General features: G+C 57.0%; 21 protein-coding genes. 12 read left to right on the top strand and 9 right to left on the bottom strand.

The genetic code is table 11. The features are described 5' to 3' along the window. Positions 1-536 precede the first annotated feature (536 nt). Positions 537-788 carry a hypothetical protein gene (locus ACPOL_RS03460; protein WP_114205826.1) on the top strand — a complete coding sequence of 84 codons (252 nt, stop codon included), beginning with the start codon at positions 537-539 and terminating at the stop codon, positions 786-788. A gap of 785 nt (positions 789-1,573) precedes the next feature. On the opposite strand, the gene ACPOL_RS03455 is transcribed toward ACPOL_RS03460, so the two are convergent. The 4 genes from ACPOL_RS03455 to ACPOL_RS03440 all read right to left on the bottom strand — a co-directional run bounded on the left by ACPOL_RS03455 (position 1,574) and on the right by ACPOL_RS03440 (position 7,915). Beyond that, positions 1,574-1,786 (bottom strand): beta-L-arabinofuranosidase domain-containing protein, encoded by a 213-nt coding sequence (locus ACPOL_RS03455; RefSeq protein ID WP_114205825.1) that lies wholly within the window; start codon positions 1,784-1,786, stop codon positions 1,574-1,576. A gap of 171 nt (positions 1,787-1,957) precedes the next feature. Then, entirely contained in the window at positions 1,958-4,006 is a 2,049-nt protein-coding gene (locus ACPOL_RS03450) for a sialate O-acetylesterase (protein ID WP_114205824.1), read from the bottom strand. Between the two features lie 19 nt (positions 4,007-4,025). Beyond that, positions 4,026-6,296, bottom strand: coding sequence for a glycoside hydrolase family protein (locus ACPOL_RS03445; RefSeq protein WP_114205823.1), 2,271 nt, complete (start codon positions 6,294-6,296; stop codon positions 4,026-4,028). Positions 6,297-6,334: 38 nt separating this feature from the next. Then, the gene (locus ACPOL_RS03440; protein ID WP_236657201.1) at positions 6,335-7,915 is read right to left on the bottom strand and encodes an alpha-L-fucosidase; all 1,581 of its coding nucleotides are present in this window, start codon (positions 7,913-7,915) and stop codon (positions 6,335-6,337) included. A 508-nt stretch (positions 7,916-8,423) separates the two neighbouring features. On the opposite strand from ACPOL_RS03440, the gene ACPOL_RS03435 reads away from it, so the two are divergent. The 4 genes from ACPOL_RS03435 to ACPOL_RS03420 all read left to right on the top strand — a co-directional run bounded on the left by ACPOL_RS03435 (position 8,424) and on the right by ACPOL_RS03420 (position 13,213). Beyond that, complete coding sequence (locus ACPOL_RS03435) at positions 8,424-8,705, top strand: hypothetical protein (protein ID WP_150132892.1); 282 nt, start codon at positions 8,424-8,426, stop codon at positions 8,703-8,705. Beyond that, positions 8,702-9,229, top strand: coding sequence for a CRISPR-associated protein Cas4 (locus tag ACPOL_RS03430; protein WP_161557179.1), 528 nt, complete (start codon positions 8,702-8,704; stop codon positions 9,227-9,229). Before ACPOL_RS03435 ends, ACPOL_RS03430 begins: the two co-directional genes overlap by 4 nt. Positions 9,230-10,151: 922 nt before the next feature. Next, positions 10,152-10,496 (top strand): PadR family transcriptional regulator, encoded by a 345-nt coding sequence (locus tag ACPOL_RS03425; RefSeq protein WP_114205820.1) that lies wholly within the window; start codon positions 10,152-10,154, stop codon positions 10,494-10,496. Next, positions 10,493-13,213 (top strand): ABC transporter permease, encoded by a 2,721-nt coding sequence (locus tag ACPOL_RS03420; RefSeq protein ID WP_201759075.1) that lies wholly within the window; start codon positions 10,493-10,495, stop codon positions 13,211-13,213. Before ACPOL_RS03425 ends, ACPOL_RS03420 begins: the two co-directional genes overlap by 4 nt. Before the next feature lie 107 nt (positions 13,214-13,320). Here ACPOL_RS03420 and ACPOL_RS03415 read toward each other — a convergent pair whose 3' ends face one another. Beyond that, positions 13,321-13,857, bottom strand: coding sequence for a TetR/AcrR family transcriptional regulator (locus ACPOL_RS03415; protein WP_414633353.1), 537 nt, complete (start codon positions 13,855-13,857; stop codon positions 13,321-13,323). Positions 13,858-14,120: 263 nt separating this feature from the next. Between ACPOL_RS03415 and ACPOL_RS03410 the strand changes: the two genes are divergently transcribed. Next, the gene (locus ACPOL_RS03410; protein ID WP_114205818.1) at positions 14,121-14,930 is read left to right on the top strand and encodes an SDR family NAD(P)-dependent oxidoreductase; all 810 of its coding nucleotides are present in this window, start codon (positions 14,121-14,123) and stop codon (positions 14,928-14,930) included. Positions 14,931-15,622: 692 nt separating this feature from the next. On the opposite strand, the gene ACPOL_RS03400 is transcribed toward ACPOL_RS03410, so the two are convergent. Beyond that, on the bottom strand, positions 15,623-15,946 hold the full coding sequence (locus ACPOL_RS03400) for a hypothetical protein (protein WP_114205816.1): 324 nt from the start codon (positions 15,944-15,946) through the stop codon (positions 15,623-15,625). Between the two features lie 486 nt (positions 15,947-16,432). Here ACPOL_RS03400 and ACPOL_RS03395 point away from each other — a divergent pair, with 486 nt between their 5' ends. Further along, positions 16,433-17,626 carry an ATP-binding protein gene (locus ACPOL_RS03395; protein WP_201759074.1) on the top strand — a complete coding sequence of 398 codons (1,194 nt, stop codon included), beginning with the start codon at positions 16,433-16,435 and terminating at the stop codon, positions 17,624-17,626. A gap of 144 nt (positions 17,627-17,770) precedes the next feature. Here the strand turns inward: ACPOL_RS03395 and ACPOL_RS03390 are convergent, their stop codons facing one another. Together ACPOL_RS03390 and ACPOL_RS03385 are read right to left on the bottom strand one after the other, a co-directional pair. Beyond that, a complete protein-coding gene (locus tag ACPOL_RS03390) occupies positions 17,771-18,502 on the bottom strand; it encodes an SDR family NAD(P)-dependent oxidoreductase (protein ID WP_114205814.1) in 732 nt (243 codons plus the stop codon). A gap of 481 nt (positions 18,503-18,983) precedes the next feature. After that, positions 18,984-19,322: a nuclear transport factor 2 family protein gene (locus ACPOL_RS03385; RefSeq protein WP_114205813.1), complete on the bottom strand. Its 339-nt coding sequence runs from the start codon at positions 19,320-19,322 to the stop codon at positions 18,984-18,986. A 598-nt stretch (positions 19,323-19,920) separates the two neighbouring features. Here ACPOL_RS03385 and ACPOL_RS03375 point away from each other — a divergent pair. The 5 genes from ACPOL_RS03375 (at position 19,921) to ACPOL_RS33935 (ending at position 23,013) form a co-directional block, all read left to right on the top strand. Then, positions 19,921-20,670, top strand: coding sequence for a helix-turn-helix domain-containing protein (locus tag ACPOL_RS03375; RefSeq protein WP_114205811.1), 750 nt, complete (start codon positions 19,921-19,923; stop codon positions 20,668-20,670). A 41-nt stretch (positions 20,671-20,711) separates the two neighbouring features. Continuing rightward, positions 20,712-21,461: an SDR family oxidoreductase gene (locus tag ACPOL_RS03370; protein ID WP_114205810.1), complete on the top strand. Its 750-nt coding sequence runs from the start codon at positions 20,712-20,714 to the stop codon at positions 21,459-21,461. A gap of 103 nt (positions 21,462-21,564) precedes the next feature. Then, positions 21,565-21,942 (top strand): VOC family protein, encoded by a 378-nt coding sequence (locus ACPOL_RS03365; protein ID WP_114205809.1) that lies wholly within the window; start codon positions 21,565-21,567, stop codon positions 21,940-21,942. Beyond that, positions 21,939-22,571, top strand: a complete 633-nt coding sequence (locus ACPOL_RS33940) for an alcohol dehydrogenase catalytic domain-containing protein (protein ID WP_201759073.1) — start codon at positions 21,939-21,941, stop codon at positions 22,569-22,571. Before ACPOL_RS03365 ends, ACPOL_RS33940 begins: the two co-directional genes overlap by 4 nt. After that, complete coding sequence (locus ACPOL_RS33935) at positions 22,519-23,013, top strand: zinc-binding dehydrogenase (protein ID WP_201759072.1); 495 nt, start codon at positions 22,519-22,521, stop codon at positions 23,011-23,013. Before ACPOL_RS33940 ends, ACPOL_RS33935 begins: the two co-directional genes overlap by 53 nt. Here the strand turns inward: ACPOL_RS33935 and ACPOL_RS35995 are convergent. Then, positions 23,010-23,237: an AEC family transporter gene (locus tag ACPOL_RS35995; RefSeq protein WP_114205808.1), complete on the bottom strand. Its 228-nt coding sequence runs from the start codon at positions 23,235-23,237 to the stop codon at positions 23,010-23,012. The two genes, ACPOL_RS33935 and ACPOL_RS35995, sit on opposite strands and share 4 nt — an antisense overlap. Positions 23,238-23,688 lie beyond the last annotated feature (451 nt).

Raw genomic sequence — 23,688 nt, 5'->3', positions numbered from 1 at the left:
CGCTCCGGTGATGTAGTGGGTGACTAATTAGAACCATTGCCGGCCTTGGAAGGGTTCACTACTACGCCCAAATCGACACTGCGGCGTCCGCAGCTATGGTGCCGAGCGTCAGCCATGCTTTTTCCGCAAGGTTCCGCGGGTGTGCCTTGGAGCGACGAGTTTCTGGCGTTGATGGAATGTGGGTCATGCTCCCCTACTGAAGTCTGGCGCCGAGACATCACGCGGGAACGTGAAGCGGACGCAAGTGATAAGGCAGGAGCGGGAGCCTATCTATAATGAAGGCAATCCGCGGCTGCCAAAGCCTCGGGTTGGCCCGGGTTCCGTGCTTCTCGGCCAAGAGTTGTGCGGCGGGACCTGGGATCTATCTCATTAGCGCCTGAACGATAACTACGACTGCTTAGTCCTACTTAATATACGATGCTTTAGTCCCAGTTCAATCGCTACGATAACGTACTCTAAATGTTTGGTAGACATAGCCGCGTCTCTATGCGTTCCGGCGCAGACAACCCGACAGCAGTCCTGAATTGAAGAAGTTTTTGACCTTGAAGATTAGGCCGGTGGGCAACTGCTCGATGGTGCCGGCCTCGGCGTTCATCTTGATGAGCAACTCGTCGTCGCGTTCACCTGTGTATTGGGCGTTATCGGTGGCGGAATCGAAGAAGCCCGTCCTTGGCGGCGCCGACGCGAGCGGCGACCAGTTAGGCTTCGCTGTACTTGTTAAGGAGGTGAATCGAAAGGTTGGGCCTTATGCCTCGAACGGCGGCCTGAAAATACCGCGCGGAATCTGACTCTCCCAGTTCAGTCCGGCGATTGCAGATAAAGCGACCACCCCCACGAAGAGCTCCGTTAACAGCACTGCGAAAAAAAGCTGCCTTTCAGAATGGGGCTCTCGAACCAATACTGGTGTGGTGTTCGTTGAAGTTCGGTGAGCACGCCGGCCACGGAGAAACTGCCCAAAACCCAGATCAGAAGCCGGTTCCGAATATCGGGCGCCCATTCGCGCATCGGCCGGAAAACAATGGGGCCACTTCATACCCGATCGCAAACTGCAGTGCCGTGTCCAGAAGCGCCAAACTCCAATAGGCATAGAAATACTGCGCGGCAGTTCCCAGACGTAGGATCAACACAAAGCTATCGTGCGCGTCAGATTGAAAAGAATCAGTCTCGTGAAGAAAGGAAAGCCTCTGGCGCGACGTCGATAGGTGAGGATAAATAGGAGGACACAATCTCCGATTACTCCAGTCGCCCAGAGGAGGTCGGTCATCGAAATGCTCAGCATGATCTCCTCCGGGCGAGGGGGGATGAGGATCAAAGATATGCTACAAAATCGAGCCAATCACAATGAGAAGAATAGTGATGACGCAGGATGGCTTCTGAGTGGGTGAAGTCGGAACCGATCTGTTCCGGTGACACTCTCTGCGGATGCCGTAGGCGGTGGGCTGCTGACAGCAGCATGCGCAACTCCTCCGCACAAGTTAGCCAGAATAGTCGCAAGGACAAGGTAGCGGGCAATTTTCTTTGACACTGGAATCTCCTTCGCAGCGCTAGTTGCGCTGCGAGGAGGCTAGGAGCTCTACATAGCAATCCCCATTGTGGTGGCCAGCATCAGCAGACCGTAAAGCGTCGCGACGGGGTTTGGATCTCCCGGCAGGCTCTCCTCGTTCAACCGCATCGGCAGGCTCAATTGAATCTTGTCTCCCGCTCGCCATGTCCACCAGATCGCCAGGTACGATCCCGGCTGTGCAAACGCTATTTCCTGCTCCTGATCATTCTGCCGCTCAAACATAACTCGATTGCTGCCAGGGAAGCGAGTACGACTGTCCCCGCTCCGCGCGTTTAGGCAAAGCCCCCCGCAAGTAAGAGCGTTGAGCGCGTGTGATGGTGCGGATGGTGGGCTGCCGATTTTGGACTCGACCGCGACCGCCAGAAAGCGGGCCGATTGCCCAATGGGCTGAGATCAGTAGACGGGGCGGTCCTGGGTCATCAACGGCCAGTCATCGGTGCGGAACGGCGACGCTGGGAGGCCTATGCCGTTGAAGAGGGTAGCATTGGGATTGGACTGCCACGCGTACCGGACCTGCGTTGGAAATTGCACCAGGGACGACGAAACGACGACCACGCCATCAACGATGTGTGCGTCTGCCCATATCCACTTACGGTCTGCACCGGCGATCTGAAAGGCTCCGGGAGCGTTTCCCCGTATCACGAGGCCGCCGTCCGCATGAGAGAACCGCAGCAGGATTGCTGATGTCGCGATCTCTGAGGAGACCAGCGTAGGCCCCTGGTCTGGAATGGGCTTGCCATAGTGCTCCGCGAGGGCGCACCGCGCCAGCCGGTCGGCGACCGGGGCTTTATCTTTGGGATGAATGGTATCCGGGTCGCCCGTATCGATCGTGACCGCGAGACAGGTGTGGGGCACGGTGGCTGCCGCCAGCGCGTGCGATTCGCGGGTCTCGGCCCAGGTGTCATCCGTTGGTGTTGCACTGGGTGGCCGATAGGCGGGAAGCCCGGCGATGTAGAAAGGGAAGTCGCCCTGCGCAAAGGTCCGGCGCCAGTCAGCGATCAAGGCGGGGAGCACCTTGCGATACTCATAGCCCTCCTCGGAGTTGGCCTCGCCCTGGTACCAGATCGCTCCAGTGATCGACAGGGGTGCCAGCGGAGCCACCATGCCCTGGTAGAGCACGGTCGGAACAACGGGCCAGTTCTCGAAGCGTACCGGCAGAGGTTGCGGCGGCTTCGCATCAACACTGACCCGCGCCTTCCACTCGCCTGCCAACGGAATCTTCGTGCCGTCGCCAAGAACGAGGCGCAGGTCATCCGCTTTGCTCTGGAAGCCGCCGTCCGGCTTGGTTCTCAGGACGCGGACCGCGACGGAGTTTTCGCCTGGTTTCAGAAGGCCGGGCGGGACAGGGTAGGCCCGAGGATTTTCGACCCACGCGCTGCCGCCGATCTGCTTGCCATTCACGTAGACCGTGTCCATGCGTTCGACGATACCCAGCAGGAGCATCGCGTGGCCTGGTGCTATCGTCGCGGGAAGCGTGATGTTGCGCCGGAAGTAGGCCAGGGCGGGGAAATTCCCTGTGCCAAGTTGGGCGAAGCCGCCGGGGAGTGTAACTCTCTTCCAGGTAGCATCGTCGAAGGAGGGCTGTGACCACCCGTCCTTCATTCCTATGTCGTACTGGTCGTACCAAGGCATGACGTAGTTGCCATACTCCGGCGTACCGCTCGCCTGGAGAGCGTGCAGAGTCGCGAGTACGGGATCGAAGCCGGCTAGTTGGTGAAGCGCACTCTCACTCATCCAGGTCTCGGCCGGCGTGCCTCCTACCGCATCGACGACCAGGCCTATGGGTACGTGGATCTGTGCCTGCAGGCGGGCGGCAAAGAGGTAGGCCACGGCGGAGAGGCGGTCTGCCGTCTGCGGGGAGACCACTTTCCAACTGCCTTCCGGAACGGTGGCGGGATGGTACGCCGACCGCTGAGCCACAGTGAAGTAGCGTATCTCAGGATTGTTTGCAGCCGCGATGACGGTTTGCGCGTCCTTTAATCCACGCAGGGCGAACTCCATGTTTGACTGTCCCGCGCAGAGCCACACGTCTCCGACGAGGACGTTGTGCAGCTCAGTTGTGCGGTGCCCTGCAATCTCCATCGTGTACGGGCCGCCCGCGGATGGGGGCTCGACCGTCGTGGTCCAGCGGCCGTCCTCTGCTGCTGTCGCGGTGGCCGTCTTTCCCGCAAACGAGATGCGGATTGTGTCTCCGGGATCGGACCAGCCCCAGAGCGTCTCGGGCTTGTTGCGCTGCACCACCATGTTGTCGCCGAAGATAGGACTGATGAGCGGCAACCGGTCGGCGGACTTGCGGGCGTTGTCTTGCGCAGCAAGTGAAAGGTGGGTCCCCATGAGACCGATACCGCATGCGAGCACGACAAATCGTGAACGGATTCGCGGCATTTGGCCGAATGGCCGTCGCGTGCTGGCCTGTGCCGATCCTGGGCGCAGCAAATTCATGCGACCTCCTTTCGTATGCTCACCATTGACTTTGGTCTCCGGTCGATGGACTGCTCTGCGTGTGCGTGCCTGATGTGAGACTCCGAAAAAGCGCAGGGTCGTACTCTTCCAGACTATTGATTCCGTGGAGGTGATTCGCTGAGATCCAGGGTAGCCAAAGACGGTGCGAGCCTACACCACGCCCTCTTGGGCCGGGCCCCAGGCCGAAGTTCTCCTGTTGCCAGCCAGGGCCCTTCATGTCGTAAAGGCGTCCGGGCAGTGCGACCATGGATTTCGTGTCGTCCAGAAGAACGCGGGTGACCTCCAGGTAGTGAGGATCGCGTGTGTAGTTGTAAAGCCGCGCATACAAACCGACAGCGCAGTCGAGATACTCATCCGCCCCACCCGCGTGCAGCGCCGTGATTCCTTGGAGACCGACGGTGGGCACACCCTTTTTCCAATGCAGTTGCGCATTGTCCGCATCTGCCGGCATGGGTAGGTTCCATATCCATATCCAGCTTTCCGCGAAGTCTCCCGCCGCCTTTGCGCGATCCAGCCATTTGGGATCCTTGTCGTCTTCATAGAGGCTGAGGAACGCGTCCAGGCTCAGCATGCCGGCTTCTTTATCCGTAATGTTTGGATTGTCGCTCGCGCCGCCGATGAACAGCCCCCTGCTTCCATAGTTCGTCCACGTGTACTCGGCGGCGCGAAGCGCGGATTGCCTGTACTTCGGGTCTCCCGTCTCCTCGGACATCAGGACCAGGACCGGAACGGCGTTGTAGCTGGCCGTGCCGGAGGGTTCAACGGCCTCGTTGCTCGAAGGCTTCCAGCGCCGCGGGAAAGACCCGTCAGGCCTCTGCTGTTGGATCAGCCAGTCCGCATACTGACGGACCCACGCGATCCACTCAGGATGATCGCGGCCGAGCTTCTTTTCGCGCCGGTAGGCCAGCATCAGCACCCGCATATCCTCGGTCGCGTTGCGGAGCCATGGAGAAAGCCAGATGTGGTCCCACGGTTGTCCCGTCGTCAGATCGATTCCGGTAGCCGGCAGAGGAACCGTGGGGAGCGCCTGGATCATCGTAGAGATCATCGCCAGCCCAAGCTTCCGCATATGCTGTCCGCGCGGTCCGGGATCGCGGTCACCTTCCTGCAACAGCGCATCCGCGCAGTCGAGATCCTTGCCTACAAATCCCATCGCCACCATCGTCCAATTCCAGTTGTGGACGTCGTTCATGGTGGAAAGGACAAAAGGAACTCCCGTGTGGCCATCGATCTGCGTCACCTGTGCGGCCAGGTGATCCATCAGCACACGTCGCACCATGAGCACGTCTATTTGGTTTACCGCGGGCCGCAGGGTGTCCCAGGACCATCGCCAGGACTCCCTGCTGAACTCGCGGAAGTTCGGTGCATGCGCTAAACGGAAATCGACCTGGTAACTCTGGGAGAAGCCTGCCTGTATCGGATGAAACCGACGTACCCACTGGGGCGGCCCGTCGCCGTGGCTGCGTGAGAAGTCGTCCACCGAGGCGGGGTAACGGAAGCCGAACTGGACGCCGGACTGCTGCTGCCACACGCCCAGCGAACCGAATTGAAAGCGACTGTCGGTCATCTCGGGCTGCGTGAGCTTACTCTCATCCTCCGTGGTATCGCCACGTGGCATGGGATCCAGCATGGTCACAGAGGCACCGTCTTTGAAGTACATCCCGAACATGGGCGCGGGCAGGATATCTTCGCGCACCATCAGGTGGTGGGCGGCGAAATTGAGCGTTCCTCCAGGAGAGTGCACGCCGTCGTATGTCGGATCTGCGTAGAGCACGCCCGGCGCGAGATAGTTCACATCATCCCAGGTCGTTGACCTCTGAATATCGAAGAGGACAGCAGAATCAAAGCCGCCCGGGGCCGTTCCATGCACCGAAACCGTGCGTTGGACGGAAAGGACGTCGCCCTTCAGCCTCCACTCGTCATGCACCTGGAACGAGACACCCTGCACATCCTTGAGATCAGCGGACGCGTCCAAGGCATCGCCGGTGCGCGTGGCCGTCTTATACGCCGCGGCCAGCTCGCGGATCTCGCCTGGTCCGTCCGACACCTGGATGCGGGCGGGTTCAGGCTGCGACAGCTCCGGTCCGCCGGAACCTCCTACGGTCAATCCCCAACCGGCGGAGGAGCGTGTGAACACCACAGCAGCGCCCGCCGGCACCCGCCCCAGCTCCAGGCGATCCGCACGGGCAGCGGCCAAGCTCCTCTGGGCCCCCGTTGCGGCAAGCAGGAAGGCGCAAGAGATCACAAGGCTGTTCCGATGTTTCCTCATTCCATTTGCTCCACCCTGGTGAGCTCAAGGAGCGTGCTCTAGACGAAGCGCACGCGCAGCGTGACGCCGATGTCGGCAGTGGCGGGTTTGTTCTGCGGAAAGCTGACGCGCAGGCCGGTCGCGTCATGGACGAACTTCAGGGGTTCTTCCGTACCGATCAGCCGCACGTCGACAGCCTTCCGGGGTTGCTGCGGACCACCGAGCGCGAGTGAGGCGATGTTGCACTCCGCTGCCGGCCAGCCCATGATGAAGGCATACAGCGTCTCGCCCTTGGTGGTGAAACGGATGTCCTCTGCGACGAGGTCCGGCTTCTTGCCTTCATTGGGATCGAACTCCTTGCCACTGGGCTTGACGACGACCTTCGTTGACGGGCCTTCGCCATAGATCCTCCACGGCCGCGTGGCGTAGATGCCTTCACCGTTCACCTGCATCCAGGCGGTGATGCCTTCGAGCACCTGCATCTCTTCCGGATCGAGTTCGCCGTTCGCGGGCAGCGGGAAGTTAAGCAGCAAGTTGCCGTTCTTGCTGACGATATCGACCAGCATGTCGATGACCTTCTTGGGCGTTTTGTACTTCGCGCCGACTTTGTAATGCCATTCACCGATGCATGTATCTGTCTGCCACGGAACGGGGTCGATCGAGCCCAGCACATTCCGCTCATGATCCACCACGCAGGAGTGACCGTCGACGCAATCCGTCTTCGTCTTGCTAAAGTAAACCGTGCCCGGAGCGCCATGCGGGGTGAGTGGACCAACGTTGTACAGCTCCGCCACGGTGCCGACTCCATACTGTTCGAAGGGGATGCCGCCATCGGTATAGAGCAGGTCAGGCTGATGCTGGTCCACGAGATCCTTGACGCGATTGAAGTACTGGAGCTTCCACCAGTCCGGCGCGATACGGCCCATGGCCTCCGCCGTCTTCGCGAAGTCCGCGGGCATGCTGCTGTAATCGTGATAGAGATCAGCATAGGCGGGATTCTGGCCATCGTAGGGAACACCGGCGTAAGGGCCTTTGGTGTCGGCGAGGTGGGACGGAGCAAGCCAGTCGAAGCTGTTCGAAAGGTGCTCGCTGACACCGAATCGTAAACCTCGTTTGCGCGCCGCAGCTGCCCACATACCGACAACGTCCTTCTTCGGTCCCATCGTCACGGCGTTCCAGCGCGGCTGGTACTTCGAGTTCCATAGATCGAAGTTGTCGTGGTGTACGCCCATCGAAAAGAAGTACTTGGCGCCAGCTTTCTGATAGAGGTCCATCAGATGCTCTGGATCCCAACGATCGGCGGTGTACAGAGGAATGAGGTCCTTGTATCCGACCTTGGATTGCGGACCAAAACGCTTGACGTGATAGGCATACTGCGCGGAGCCTTCCATGTACATGTTGCGCGCGTACCAGTCGCCATCACCCACGGCAGATTGCGGTCCCCAGTGCGACCAGATGCCGAACTTCGCATCGGTAAACCAGTCGGGGATTGTATACGCCTCAAGCGAGGCACGTTCGTCCGTGAAGCGGCCGGGTGTAATCGTCTGTGCCCTCATGATGCGCGGGGCAATAGCCGCGGCAGCCGCTGCGCTGAGCATCTGCAGCGCGTGTCGCCGGGAAATCCTGTTCATATCAGCCATGTGCTCTCGATCCTGTTCGCGATCAAAAAATCCGTCTCAGCAGTTCTAGACTGTCATGGCCCTGTCGCGCAAGGTCACCAGCAGAGTCCAGAAAGATTATCATTCGTGCTGAGTCCAGAGGCCTATTGCCGGCGACAGCTAAGTTGGAAGCGAGGCGAAACTCACGATGAGCGCCTGAGCAGTGGGGTAGACGGTGAAAGGGGTGAAGGTGGTCGACGCCTTCGTCGCTGACTATTTAGAGATCCGGCCACAATCCTCGCAACCACGATCACAAAAGCGAAGTACTCGCTTCTGCTCATGTAACAGGGCGTCCTATCGATGTCTCTTGCTCCTTACCTCGATAGTCACTTGGTTCGCTCACAAAAGCGAGGTACACGATTTTTCTCTTGTTACCAACTGTGGGTCTTCCCCCTCTCTCGAACGCGCGGCGTTGCTGATATGACACCGCGCGAGCTCCTGGTGACGTGCCGGGGTCAGACCGTCCGTTGGCGCCAACGGCAAAATGCTGGTGTCATTTCCTCGGAGCGAGGCGATCCCGATCAAAGCGAAGCTCATTCGTACGACCAAACTGGCAGAGTTCGTCTATTGCTCGAAGGCCTGGGAACTGAAGTACATGAATGGCGTTGAAGTTTCGCCGGAAGCCCGCGAACTACAAGCTGCGGCCGATGCCTGGCATATCGAGAGAGGCCGATCCCTCGCGCGCCGGGACAGCTACAGGCTGGCCGCGTTTGCGGCGTTGCTCTCGGGGGCAGTCCTCTTCATCTTCTGCTGGCTGGGATGGGCGAAGTGACAGTTCTCCTGATGGGCATCACGGCGATCGTGCTGTCGTTCGTCCTCATTCGGTTGAGCGCCCGAGTGCGGAGAACTTCTGGCCTCCCACCAGGCGAAGTCTTCTATCAGGATCTTCTCGAACAGCCCTACGCGGCACGAGATCTCAGGTCGCTCCGGCTTGGCATCTCGGGAGAACCGGATTGCCTGATCAGAACGTCTGATGGAATTGTTCCCATAGAGCTGAAACATTCGAACAGACCGCCGGCCCGCGGTGGTGTCTTTCCGAATCACATGATCCAAAACCTCGCCTATTGCGTCCTCGTAGAGGAACAACTGGAGGCAAAGGTTCCATATGGCTTGGTCATCTACGGAGGCCAGCGCGTTCGGCGTGTCGAACTGACTGAGCCGAATCGTGAATGGCTGATGCGTACGATCGACGAAGTGAAGGCGGCAAGGCTCGCCAAGACGGCGAAGCGGAATCACCACCAGCTTGGGCGTTTCGTCGGATGCGGTCTTGGCCACTTTCGCCCCGTACTCATATAAGGCATTTCACGAGGATGTTTGGGTCGGCCTCTCCACATTTTTTCCGCACGGCAGTGCGACCTCGTGATCATTGAATCGAGCTATAACTTGTAGCGGCCTGATATCTCGATCGGCAGCCCGTGGAGTTGCGGAATGTTGTGAGCGCAGCGTTTTTGTCGCAAGGTGCGTACCGCTTTCCATTGCCGGTTTCGCTGACAATTGCGACACTTTTGGTGCACGCTGAACGTCCTTTGTGTCAATGGAGATGGATGAGGATGATGGAACTCATTGAACGTGCCTGACACCTCATCGCGCTTTGAATCAATTATCCCCAGGTGAGTCCACGGGCATTTTAGGAAGCGTCTACTCCTTTGGAACACTGTGCCGTTGGCAGAGAAGCGGAGGGATGTTTGCAACGCAATCTCCGATGTCACTGCTGCGCGGCGCTGCTTTGGACTAACAAGGGCTCTGCATGGATTCGGGGCCACTTCTACCATCCAGTAACTACTGGTATTTGGGCTCGCGTGACCCGGCTGTGGATAATTTGTTTCGGCGAGTTTGCACCCTCGCGTGGCCGTACGCGGATTACTGTGCTACTAGCTATCTGCACGATGTTCACGCAGCTTACGATCTGATGGATGCCGCGGTCTGCAACGCAGAGAGCTATGACGAGCGCTTCCGCCATGAACGAACTCATACACAACTCTTTTATCGAGTGGTCAGTGTTCTCAAGAGGCTTTCAAAACAACATGTCCGTAACAACCGTGAGGTCTCATATGGATCGCCCTCCAACCTCGAAGTGTTGGCAACTGCGTTTTCCACTAGGTCTGACGCGGAGCAAAGGGCGTGCATTAATCAGGTGTTGGCAAGTATGAGCTCATACTCTTATTGACTGCCTATAAGAGTCGATGTACTGTCTTATAGGCAGTCAATAGGAGATTTCATGGCGACCAACGAATCCGATCTGGTGCAAGGCACACTCGATGTTTTGATTCTGAAGGCCCTCGCACTTCAGGAACTGCATGGCATGGGAATCTCCCGCCGAATCGGGCAAATGACGAACGGAGCGTTCGACGTGAAGCCGGGCTCGTTGTTTCCCGCACTTCACCGAATGGAGGAGGCGGGCTGGCTCACATCCAATTGGGGCCAGGCGGAAACGAATCGACGTGCAAAGTTCTATGCGTTAACCAAGACTGGAAGGAAGCAACTTCGTACTGAAACCGAACGCTGGGCTCGCATCTCTTTCGCCATGGGGGCAGCGCTCGGGATCGGCCAGGAGGCGTTATGATCAGCCGAGTTCGCGCGCTTTGGAAGAACGCGTTCCGCAGAAAACAGCTTGATCGCGACCTCGATGAGGAACTCGAGGCCTACATGAAGCTCGTAGAGGCAGAGAAATTGCAGGAAGGCATGGCTCCTGAAGAGGCGTACGCCTATGCTCGTCGCCAGACAGGAGGAACAGATCACGTAGTACAGAATGTCCGCGATGTTCGGACAGGCGCATGGATAGAGAGGTTTGTACAGGATGTGCGATATGGCATTCGGTCGCTCGCGAACAATCCGACTTTCTCCCTGGTCGCCGTAGGAACTCTCGCTCTTGGGATCGGTGCAAACACCGCGATGTTCAGCCTGCTTGACCAGGTGGTTCTGCGGCTCTTGCCGGTCAGAGATCCAAAGCAACTGGTGATTGTGAAAGAGGCAGGCAATCATTACGGCAACAGCTATGGCCCAAACACGATGTCCTGGCCGATGTTTGAAGATTTGCGAGACAACAATAATGTCTTCTCGGCGATGTTCTGCCGCTTTCCGACGCATGTGACGATCGGATACAGCGATCAGACAGTGCAGATCTCTGCAGAACTGGTCTCCAGCACCTACTTTCAGACATTGGGCGTTGAAGCAGTCCTGGGGCGCACGATAAGCCACGACGACGACTCCATTCCCGATAGCGCGCCGGTTGTCGTGCTCAGCTACAGCTTCTGGCAGAGCTACTTCAACGGGGACCGCAACATGATTGGGCGGACCATAGCCTTGAATGGTCAGGCGATGACCGTTATCGGAGTTGCGCAGCCAGGCTTCGACGGCGTGGAGATGGGAGAACCCGCCAAGATCTTCGTTCCCATCATGATGAAGACCGAGATGACGCCGCACTCGGACGGACTCAAAGACCGGCGCCGCCGGCTGAGTTGGGTGACCACCTACGGCCGCCTCAGGCCCGGTATGAATACAGAGCAGGCGCAGGCCTCGCTGCAGCCACTTCTGCACAGCATCCTTGAAATGGAAGTTCAGCAACCCGAGTTCATCAGATCTGCGACAGCTGCGGATCGGGAGCCATTCCTCCGTAATCGCATTGAACTGCTGCCGGGCTCCGACAACGATCTCCGTGAATATATGAGCAGACCGCTATGGGTCTTGCTCGCGCTCACCGCGGCTGTTCTGCTTCTTGCCTGTGCTAACCTGGCAAATTTGTTGCTGGCGCGCGCCACAACACGAGAAAAGGAATTTGCCGTGCGGCTGGCCATCGGCGCGGGACGCGCCCGCATCGTGCGCCAACTTCTGGTCGAAAGCCTACTTCTCTCAGGCTCTGGCGCCGTGGTGGGACTGATGCTAGCCTACGCGGCGGATCGCATTCTTCTACGGATCTATCTGCCTGCGGATGCGGCATCGGAGTTTGCGGTCTCGCCCATTCCGGATGGGCGTATGCTCGCGTTTACTCTGGGAGCTATGCTCCTGACCTCACTCGTCTTCGGACTTTTGCCCGCCATGCGCGCCTCGCGCACTGAGATCACACTCGCGCTCAAAGACAGATCAGGGGCAGCCTCAACTGGCGGCATGTCTCTTCGCAGGTTACTGGTCTCGATTCAGATGGCTCTTTCTCTACTGCTGCTTGTTGGCGCGGGACTGTTCGTACGTACCCTGCGCAATCTCGAGGACGTGGGGCCTGGGTTCCCAACCGATCATCTGCTTACATTCACAACTGCACCTACGCTCAGCGGATACTCCTTCGCAGATACGAAGTCATACTACGACCGCCTCAAAGTCGATCTCGAAGCGATGCCCGGAGTTACTTCGATTGCATTCTCCACGATGCCGGTTCTGAGGGGTTATGCGTGGCAGAATGCGATTGTGGGTAAGGACTTTGAGGGTACTCCGATTGAACAACAGCCGGTTCTTAGCCAAGTCGACCCGAACTACTTCGCGACGCTCGGTATTCCTGTTATTGCGGGCCGTGCATTCAGCGCTCAAGACGTTGCGCCGACCGATTACGCTGTGGTGAATGAGAGCTTTGCCAGGGAATATTTCCCCGGCCGCAATCCCCTTGGGCAGCGATTCGGGTTGGTGAGCGACTCGGAGTCGGTCCCACCGAAGACGGAAGTGATCGGTGTAATTCCAGACAGGAAATACCGGGATCTAAAGGAGACGCCCCCGCCGCAAGCCTATTTTCCCTATCTCGCAGTATCCAACGTCCGCGGCATGACTGTATATGTGCGCACGCAGGGTGATCCGCGCCAATTTGAGGATGCACTGCGCGAACGCATGCACCGGTTCGACCCGCATGTCCCGGCGGTTGATCTCCAGACTGTGAACGAGCAGATAGGATTCTCGCTCAGGACTGAGCGTCTTGTCGCCAGTCTTTCCGCGGTTTTCGGTTGCTTCGCCATGGTGCTCGCTGTGATCGGGCTGTATGGCGTTATGGCCTACACCGTGTTGCGAAGGACGCGTGAAATTGGCATTCGCATCGCGCTTGGGGCGCTTCGGAGCAATGTAATCGCGATGATCATGTGCGATGTGCTTCTTCTTATCGGATCCGGCCTCGCAGCCGGTGTCACGCTTGCACTGGTCCTCGTCAATCTGATCCGCAGCCAACTCTATGGATTGAATGCACGCGATCCTTTGACGTTCATTAGCTCCGCAATCATTCTTGCTCTAGCTGCGGGATTTGCAGGTTTTATTCCTGCTGTGCGCGCGAGCGGCGTGGACCCGACAATCGCGTTACGGCAGGAATGACTCGGGTCCAGATCCGCCTCTAGGCGCACAAAAGCTGCACTTGCCGCCGAGCAGCATTGATGTCAATCACCGTTCATGCAGTGCGTGAAGGCCCTAAAGGCGATGCCCTACTTGCTAGGCCAGGACGCCATTGCCATCTTCAGCACTGCATTCAAGTCTTTCGCTGCGGCCCCGTTGGCAGCTTGCACTGAAAGTCCCGTCACGACGGAAGTAAAATACTCTGCCATCGCCGCGGTATTCGCAGTCGCTGGTAACTCGCCCTTTCGTTTCCCCTCGTCCAATCGTTTCCGCAGTTTTCGTGTAGCCTGTCGCTGGAAGCCGGCGAGTTCGTCGCGAAGCGTCTGCGTGTCTGCACTCCCTGTCAGTGCACCCTGCACAAGGAAGCAGACCCGCGGCTCGTCCGGCGGAGAATTTAGCCCGCGTGCGAGCCGCAGGCAGGTCTCCACAGCTTCACGCGCAGTTGGCTGATTCAAGGCTTCCTCATAGACCCTCGTGGCCTCCTCCGCGTAGACCACCATAGCCTTCCTGAACAGATCGACTTTGTCTCCAAAGGCGGCATAAATCGTGGGCTTACTCATGCCGGTCGCCTTCGTCAGGTCAGTGTAGGACGTTGCATCGAAGCCCTGCTTCCAAAACAGGAGCATCGCAGCATGTAAAGCTGCGTCTCGGTCAAAGCCCCGCGGTCGCCCCGGACGTCGCTTCGATTCGGTCTGTCCTGGCATACGTTCCCCTAACCAGTTCTTGATGTTTCAAACAGACGCCGATCTTCAAATTCCTACCAAATAGTAAAACAATTTGGATCGATCACACCTGCCGCACATCCTTTACCGTACGGTAGGAAATCCAGCGGACACAATTGACGGGTGCCAGGATATCCCCGCAAATTACTCCTTGAAGGAGCTTTTCCATGAGCCAGGCGAAGCCTAGCACCCTTGGTACAGCCGTTATCACTGGGGCCTCTTCCGGTATCGGCAAGGTATATGCCGATCGTCTTGCCGCCCGCGGTTACGATCTTCTTCTTGTTGCACGTCGTCGTGACCGCTTGCAGGCAATTGCTGATGATCTTCAGGCGCGCTTCTCCGTCAAGGTCGGTGTTCTGGTCGCAGACTTGGCTCAACCGTCCGGCCTCTCTGAGACCATGCAGAAGTTGAGCAGTGATCCTGCAATCACACTTCTCGTAAACAACGCAGGAACCTCTAGCGTCGTGCCCGTGTCTCAGGTCTCTCTGGATACCATCACCAACCTCGTCGCCCTGAACGTCACCGCGCTCACCGCTCTCACCAGAGCAGTTCTACCTCACTTTCTCGAACGTAACTCCGGGACGATCGTTAACATTGGCTCTGTTGTCGGCTTTTCTGGGTATCCTTGGGTACCGATTTATGGTGCGACCAAGGCCTACGTGCTCAACTTCACACAAGGACTGAAACAGCAGCTCGCAGAAACTGCCATCCGCTTGCAATTCGTTGCACCTGCAGCGACTGTTTCGGAGATCTGGGACACAATGGGAGTTCCGCTGTCCAGCCTCGGAGCGGGCGTCGTCATGACCACTGAAGACTGCGTCGATGCCGCTCTTACGGGACTGGATAACGGCGAATTCATTACCGCTCCATCAGTGCACGATAACAGCTTGGTGCAGGAATTTGAAAAGACATCCTCTGCATTACTCGCAGCGACGCAGAACGATCAACCGGCCCCACGTTATGGTATCCGGAAGTAACCTACACCTATAGTGAGCAGGTTCCATGTGTGTCCCAAGCCTAGGAACCTGCTCGGCATATGTCGCGGCAGACTCGAACATGCATATAGTGAGCCGACCGGTCACCATGTGCAGATTTCACCGCATTGAACCCGTAGCTTATCGGAAATGCACATCTGCCGCTTCTCGCACCACTTGATTGGATTGTTATTGGTACAGAGTCAACGTCCGGCTACTCGGATTCAACCGGCAGAGAACAGCGTCATACAGCCGCATTAGCAGAAAGATGATGAATCCTGCGAGAACAGACAGCCCAGCTGGTAGCCAGAACCTATGCCGGGTCAAGAGAGACACAAGGCCAATCACGACCGCTGCGATGATCGCGAATCCGCTCGCAAGGCGGCCTGCATCGAGCACCACGCCGCGGCCAGAGCATGGGATAAAACACTGCTGCCGCCAAAAATTTCACCACATCCTCCACTCTGAAAACAGAGTACCCGCCCCAACCTCGTAATGGAGGCGAGTTGCAAATCCACATCGGGAAGATGAGCCCAATTCGGTAGCCTCGATCGAACCCGCTTGACTCCGCTATGTTCGGCATCATCTATCCCACGAACTCAGTTCTCGGTCAAATGACCGCCGCCCGGGAACACCAAGGTTGAGCCGATCCGGCTCGATCGGTCTCAACCCTCGTGCTGATTCTGGTATCCCGGCTAGCGGCTCGTTACGTACACGAACTGAGCAGCCGGGGGAGTCTTTCGCCTTTCAAAATCCACGATGGCTTCGCGGATGCTCGGCTCGCGAGTCACCCCTAGCTTCGACTCTCGCATGCTCAGCGCGGCGATCAGCATTTTTCCAACATCAAGATGACGGAACGCTATGCCGAGTTGGCTCAGGCGCACATCATGAAGACTGGAAGCGTCTCGCGGGAGGTATGGAGCAAGCTTGAACCGAAGCCAGAAAGAGAGGGGAAAGAGGAGGCTGTGTCGGGCAAAGAAGAACGGAGAGCCTGATGTTGTAGTACCGAGAGGTACCACGTAGTTTCCAGGATGTCTCCTATTTGTGTCCTCGGCTGTTTTGAGCGAAATCTGGTTGCCTGTAAGTCTTTTACAATGTGGTGGCCAGAGACGGGATCGAACCGCCGACGCCGGCCTTTTCAGGGCTGCCTTCCAAGTATGCTAAGCGGTTTAGGATCAATGGAAGTTGTTGATGGGATGGGTGTTACAGGAAATTGTTTTGGGCCTGGATGGGACCATTTGGGCTCATTTCGCTTCCTCTGTGTACGCTATTTGTACGTCGACCCAGTGTTTAGGAGGCGTTCCGTAGTTCTGGGCCAAGGCGAATCCCCCTTGGATTTCGGTGGTGATTGGTTGCCGGGACTGGGGCGATAGGCTTTCAACCTCTCCGATTTGGCCGGGCTCCTAATCCGAATCGGACGGACTGCTAATCCGGATTAGACGCTACAATAATCCGAGATGGTCGACGCCAATTTCCAATTCGTTCAGAGATTCGCAGCACGCCGTGTGGCCACTGCCCTCACTGACACTCCCGTGGTTATGCTGATAGGACCACGACAGTGCGGCAAGACGACGCTTGTCCAACAGTTCGCCGATAAGGACCGCGAGTATGTGACCTTGGATGACGACACGGTGCTTGAAGCCGCTCGCAACGATCCCGCTGGCTTTGTCCGTGGATTCGATCTGGTCACCATCGACGAAGTGCAAAGAGCCCCGGAACTTCTGAGAGCCATCAAGAGATCCGTTGATAACGACCGCAGAGCAGGCCGTTTCCTGCTGACGGGATCTGCCAACATTCTCACTCTTCCTCAAGTGTCCGAGAGCCTTGCAGGCCGCATGGAAATCGTAAACCTGATGCCGATTTCCAGAGCCGAAACACTCGGCAAAGAGCCCAGCTTCCTGAAGATGGCATTCAATGGCAAGTTGGTGAAGCCAGGGCCGGATATCGAAGGCGATCAGCTTGTCCATGCGGTGCTAGTAGGCGGCTACCCGGAGATGCTGCGAAGAGAAGACTTTCGGCGACGTCAGGCTTGGGCTCGCGACTATGTGAAGGCGATCGTACAGAGGGATGTGCGGGATATTGCGGAAGTAGAGAAGCTGGATCAGTTGCCGCGCCTGCTCCAGGTACTTGCCCACCAGTCCGGGCAGCTTACCAACTTCACTCAAATCGGCGGACAGATCGGGATGGACGACAAGACGACGAGAAAATACACCGGCATCCTTGAACAGCTCTTTCTCGTGCAGCGGGTCTCCCCGTGGTTCCGCAATGAACTGAAGAGACTGATCAAGACCCCAAAATTGCATTTTGTCGACTCTGGGTTGCTTGCCACCTTGCTGGCATTGACTACTGAGCAGATAGCAAAGGACCGCTCAACGTTTGGTGCGTTGCTGGAAACATTTGTATTTGCCGAAGTCATGAAGCAGATCACATGGTCCGACGAAGGCTATACGCTCCATCACTATCGGGATAAGGATCAGGATGAGATTGACATCGTCGTAGAGGATGAACACGGCGCACTAGTCGGTGTTGAGGTCAAAGCAAGCGCAACCGTCCACGCGAGCGACTTCAAAGGGATCAAAAAGCTGTTGGACATTTGTGGTGATGACCTGAAACTTGGAATCGTAATGTACGACGGAACGAAGGTGGTCCCTTTCGGGGATCGCCTATTCGCCGCTCCTATATCTTGCCTGTGGGTTTGACGCCTCCATGCAATGGAACTGCCAAAACCTAAGTTATTGACGGGAAATCAGTTAGAAACTGGCAAAACCGGCACTGACGCCTTTATTTCCTGCGTCTAGTCAGAGCCTGCTAGTCACCAAGCAACTCCACTTGCATGGAGGGGCTTAAATCTGCGCGGCTCCACCATCCACAAATAGTTCGACGCCGTTGACAAAGCTCGAGTCGGCAGACGCCAGAAAGAGTGCGACGGACGCAATCTCTTCCGGGCGCCCCAGTTCACCGCGCGGCACCCTTGATCTGAAACGCTCTTTGACGTCCGGCCCGAAAGGATCGAGCACAGGAGTGTCGATGGTGCCGGGGCTGAGAACATTTACTCGAATACCCCGGTCTTTTAGCTCGACTAGCCAAGTACGGGCAAACGCGCGAATGGCCGCCTTGCTGGCACCGTACGTACCGAGGGCGGGCGAACTCTTGATGCTGGCGATCGATCCATTCATAATGACTGATCCCTTGTCGTTGAATAGCGGTAGGGCCTTTTGAACCGTGAAAAGAGTTCCTCGCACATTCAGATTGAACGTTTTATCAAAATGTTCCTCGGTCACATCCTCCAGTTTCGCTAACTCGCCTACACCGGCGCTGGCGAAGAGAATATCGATCTTCCCCTTCTCTCGCGCTACAGTCGTGTAGAGCCGATCAAGGTCGCTCAGATTGGCGGCATCACCTTGTACGCCCGTGACGTTCTTTCCAATTTCCTGTACGGCCTCATCTAGCTTCGCCTGCCGCCGACCTGTCACGAAGACGTAAGCTCCCTCCTCGACGAAGAGCTTCGCCGTAGCGAGTGCCATACCGGAAGTCGCTGCAGTGATGACTGCCACTTTTCCTTCAAGTTTTCCCATACCTTGTTACGCACCGTTCCTTCTGTAAATGACCCCGTCAAAACCGTATCGATAAGATCTGCGAGGGCAGGCATCGGCTTCCGCGAGTTCCCATACTTCTTTCGGGCAGGCCCTATACCGAGCCAGCGATCTTGTGCTTCACCTGGCAGCATATTAGCCACTGCCACGGCGATGACGACGATCTCACACATTCGCAGATCCTATGGTCCTGTAAGCCAGCCAACACAAATCTGTCTGCCTTCAGATCATCTGCTGCTACCGTTCATTTGAACGCCGCACGAAGCAGACCGCGTGCTCAATGCGGCTGTCCCGTGTCCATAGGTCTGCAAGAATCCCGGGATTCAGCATTCGCTCTGTGCGGTCGGCAGGATGCCGCTCTCCGCCCTCATAGGACGAACCTTCCGAGTATTCAAGGCACTCGCAGCCATCAGGGAGTACTTCGGCCCCTCTTGTTGAGGAGCCGGAGCACCAAATTGTGACACTAGCCAATCTTTGCAATCTGCAAAGGATCGCCGAAGTAGATTTGAAGGCGGCGGACCTGGATGCGCCAGCCTTCTGAAGTGCGAATGAGTTGGTCGTGGAAGGCGCCGGAGGCGTTGTAGTGAACGTTAAAATCGTTCTCCTTCTTGCCGCGGTGCGTCGCAAAAAAGTCGGTCCGCGCCCTCGCGGGATCCCCTGTGAGAGTCACGATTGGCAGTCTCAACATATGTTGCCAATTCGAAAATCCGCTCATGCTGCTAGGTATTGTCCCGTCTCCGCGTATCCACTTGGCGAGGTCATGGTAGGAACCCTTCGTTCCGCCTGCGGCACTATAGTCTATCCGGCATGATCAACTCCTCGCTGTGCTTGGCTTACTGAAGATGCTCGACAAAGTCCTTTGCGAGACAAGAACCCATGAGTGCCCTATGAGATGGCGCAGTCTACGCACCTCGCGTGTCCGAAGATGTAGGGACGAGGCCATTACCAACGCTTGCTTACATTCCGAGGGGACACGCCTCGACGTCGTTCTGACATATGGGGAAGCATTTGGACTCCAAGTGTCCAAGTGAAGGATGATGGCACCGGCATGAACTCAGAGTTCGTCAGAGAGGGGCGTCTCGGACACTATGGTTTAGCTGGAATGCGAGAACGAACGCGTTTCCTGAATGCTGATCTGGCATTCACGGCTTCACCTGGAAATGGCACTGAAGTGCTGCTTCGCGTGCCCCGTTCGAGTCTCTTGGAGAATGCACGACCTTCGATCTGGGTCCGTTTCGCTCGACTCATCCGCGCAGAGTGAGACTGACCTGGTCAAACCTATAGAAATCTATAGGCAAAACCTCAAGTTTGTGTGGTTTTAGACAAACCGCGTGAAGCCTACCTTCACATAAGAGCCATTGATTCCCACGGGGAACGGTGAGCTCAGAAGTGAGGTAGGCATGGCCGAATGCAGACATCACCAGGTCGCCAATTCCATTGTGCCGGCCCAGAAGAGAAAGCTCTTCCTGATACACGACGCCTCGCGCAGACCGTCGCGGCTTGCGATGGTGCATCGCGCCGGCGCGAACGCTTTGCTTCCAGGACCGGCTTGGGTCGAGCAGGATGGAAAACGTGTACGCATTCGCCTTCTCGACCCCGGCGCCGAATCATTCATTACCGACGAGACCAGTGAAGAAGCAACGGTCGCTCCAGCTTGCGTTCCTCCTGCTCAGCTAGCAGAAGACGGCCTCTCTCCATCGCAATTTCGCCGTGTACTCGCCTTCATCGGCGATCGCCTGAGCCGCAACCTCACACTGTCCGAATTAGCCCGCGAGGCAGGCTTGAGTGCCGCGTACTTCTCGCAGAGATTCAAATGTTCGACCGGTACGTCACCTCACCAGTACTTGTTGCGGCTCCGAATCTGCAAGGCGAAGACTCTCCTCGAAGAATCAGAGTCTCCCATTATCGATATCGCTGCCGAATGCGGATTTCAAACGCAGCAACACTTCGCCAGGATCTTCAGGCGGCTCATGCGCACCACCCCTACCGAATACCGGCGTCAGCGCCAGCGGTCTGACTACGCTTCGGTGGCTCCTTCCTTGCTTGATCGCCGCCACATCCTTTCCCAAAACTATCGACCGCCTGTTGGAAGCGGGCTGCTGAAAAGCGGAAGTTTGGACACGCTACCGGGAAGCGCCGTCCATCCATAGAGAGGCACGGTTAGGACTTCGGACGATCGAAAGGAATGAACATGAGACGACTCAGTGGTAAAACGGCTTTGATTACAGGCGGCAATAGCGGAATCGGACTCGCAACGGCCAAGCTGATGGCGCAGGAGGGTGCGAAGGTCTTTATTACGGGACGCCGGCAAGAAGCTCTCACCAGTGCTCTGAATGAGATCGGCCCACTTGGTGTTGGAATCCAAGGGGACGTATCTAAGGTTGCCGACCTCACCCGCCTCGCTGCTGAACTGACGGCACAGAAGGTAAAGCTGGACATTCTCTTTGCGAATGCGGGTGCAGGAACAGTGCTTCCCATTGCAGATGTAACAGAAGAGCACTACTACCAGATCTTCGACACAAACGTGAAGGGAGTCGTCTTCACAGTTCAAAAGTTGTTGCCGACCATGAACGACGGCGGTTCGATCATCCTCAACTCATCCATTACCGAGAGCAAAGGCATGGAAGCCTTCAGCATGTATTCCGCATCGAAGGCCGCTGTGCGGAATTTTGCTCGAGGATGGGCTAACGATCTCAAGCCCCGAAAGATACGGGTCAACGCGATCAGCCCGGGTGTCGTGATCACCCCTGGTTACAACGGACTGGGCATGAACGACGATCAGATCAAAGAGTATGCCGCGCAATCCTCCGCGAATACGCCGGCAGGACGTACAGGACAGCCCGAGGAGATCGCCAAAGCCGTGCTGTTCTTGGCATCCGACGATAGCAGTTTTGTGAACGCAGAGAACCTCACTGTCGACGGCGGTTTCTCGCTGGTCTAGTGAAGCGTTCTGAACGGTGCCTCGTTGCTGGGCACCATTATCAACGAAGTGGTCTCAATGAGACGCAGCCACTCTAGACCGGTCATCAGCATAGGAGCATGTAATGCGGGTTCTGCAGCAAGCGATACGTATCTACACCGAGCGAAACCAGTGGGAGACAGCGATTCAGTTTTATGAAGTCCTTCTAGGAGTTCAATGCGAACGACGAGTGCACATCGCCGAGACGAACGTAGAGGCGGCAAAGGTAGGGGGCGTCCTTATCCTTGCTGCCGATCAAGAGATTCTCGACGAGCTACGCCTTGTGAACGCTGTCTACTACGTCGATTCGCTCGATGAAAGCTTTAGTTGGCTCAAAACGAAGGGGGCGGAGATTCTTCACGAACCGCAGACCGTCACTGGCGGAAGAAACCTGACGGCCCGCCACCCGGACGGGCTGGTTGTCGAATATTTCGAACCTGCCAAGAAAAAGGAGAACGCATGATGAAGTCGTGGAAGATTGACCGCTTGGGCGGCAAACTCAGTTTCGTTGACGTTCCTATTCCGGAAGTTCGTCCTGGAAGTGTGCTGGTTCGTGTTCAGTCGCAAGCTCTCATGTCCTATCTGAAGCCATACGTGGAGGGCAAGCTGCCGGCCTACCGCGCGCCTGAAGATTTCACCCCGGGTGGTAACGCGATCGGAACGGTCGAGGGTGTCGGTGCGGATGTCTGGCACCTCAAGAAGGGCCAGAAAGTAGTGACGTCGAGTCACCTTGTCGCACGGGAGAATGTACCCGAGCCAGGGCAAATTTTGATCGGAGTAACTTCTCCGGGAGGTATCGGAGATGCCCTCCAAGGCTCTTGGAAGGACGGGACTCTTGCGGAGTACGTTCTCTTGCCCGCTCAGGTCGTCACGCCAATCGAGGGGCTCGACCACTATGACTTCCCGCAACTGACTGCCATCACCCGCTGCATCGTTCCGTTCGGAGGATTGACACGGGGAAGACTCCAAGCGGGAGAGACGGGTGGTGAACGGTGCCAGTGGTGCTTACGGGAGCGCGGCAACTCTCGTCGCCCTTGCAATGGGGGCGAGTCGCGTGGTCGCGGCTGGCCGCAGCAAGGAAACGCTCGATAAGCTAGCCAAGGCTGGAGGTGAACGAGTGATTCCCGTTGTCCTCACTGGCGATGTGACGAAGGACACCGAGGCTTTGCGAAGCGCTGCCAACGGCGGCGCCCATTTAGCTTTCGATCAAGTAGGAAACGCCAAGGACCCTAATTCAACGCTAGCGGCCCTTGGTTCACTTTATCGCTGGGGGCGCATCGTCCTCATGGGCAGCAGCGCCGTTCCTATTCCGATCAACTATCTCCGGATGATGTTTAACAACTGGGAGATCATCGGAAACTTCATGCACCCCCAAGGGGCGTACCTGCCCCTTCTGTCGTTGGTTCGATCCGGCCAACTAGACCTGAAGCCGATCCAACCAAAAGTCTTCTCGTTGCCCGACCTGGAACCCGCAATGGAGTACGCAGGCAAAGCAGGCAGCTTGGAATTGACCGTCGTGACTTCCAGCAACTAGGCGAAACAACGCAAGCCTACTTGCCTGTCGAGGCCTTGGAGTTGTGGCCCCAATCTCAGCAACAGGGTGTCAGGAGTGAAGAGCGACGCAGGAAGAGCAAAGCCGGGCGCCAACTTGCTAAGCCCGGACACCTGATCTCCACTGAAGGAGTGGGCCTTACCGGCGAGGTAGCCGAGAAGTAAGACAAAGAATAATGGGACAAGAACACCACATAACCCGGCGATATCCGTTATCCTTCCTCTAAAGAAGCACCCTAGTAGCTGGCTGCAAGAGCAAGGTATAGATGTTGTTGTCCGTAGCGATGTTCGTGCAGAATGTAGAAGCCGTGGCTCAGCTTTGAGCTAGATTGCGGCTCTCCCTGGGCCGTTCTGCCTGTCGCACTAAACGAAAGATCGTGTAATTTCAGAACTGGCATCGCGGACTCTGCGATCATTGTCGCCCCTACAGAGCGGATACCCTTGTCGAATCAGGTCTCTTCGTGTCTAATCGTCGGTTACTCCCACCAAATGTTGAACCTCGGGCACCAGCAGCAGACCCCATCTGGGTGGATTCAGATGCCTTCTGAAGGGCGCTATTTATCTTAAAGCGCGGCGCCAACGGAAGTCCCGTACTTTTACAGATGTAGTGGATACAAGTCTAGCAGTTGTGGACCAATGTGCGCGTCTCTCTGATGAT

Source organism: Acidisarcina polymorpha (assembly GCF_003330725.1).
Classification (GTDB): domain Bacteria; phylum Acidobacteriota; class Terriglobia; order Terriglobales; family Acidobacteriaceae; genus Acidisarcina; species Acidisarcina polymorpha.
Note: the sequence above shows the minus strand (reverse complement) of the source record. Positions and strands in the feature narration are given on the sequence as shown.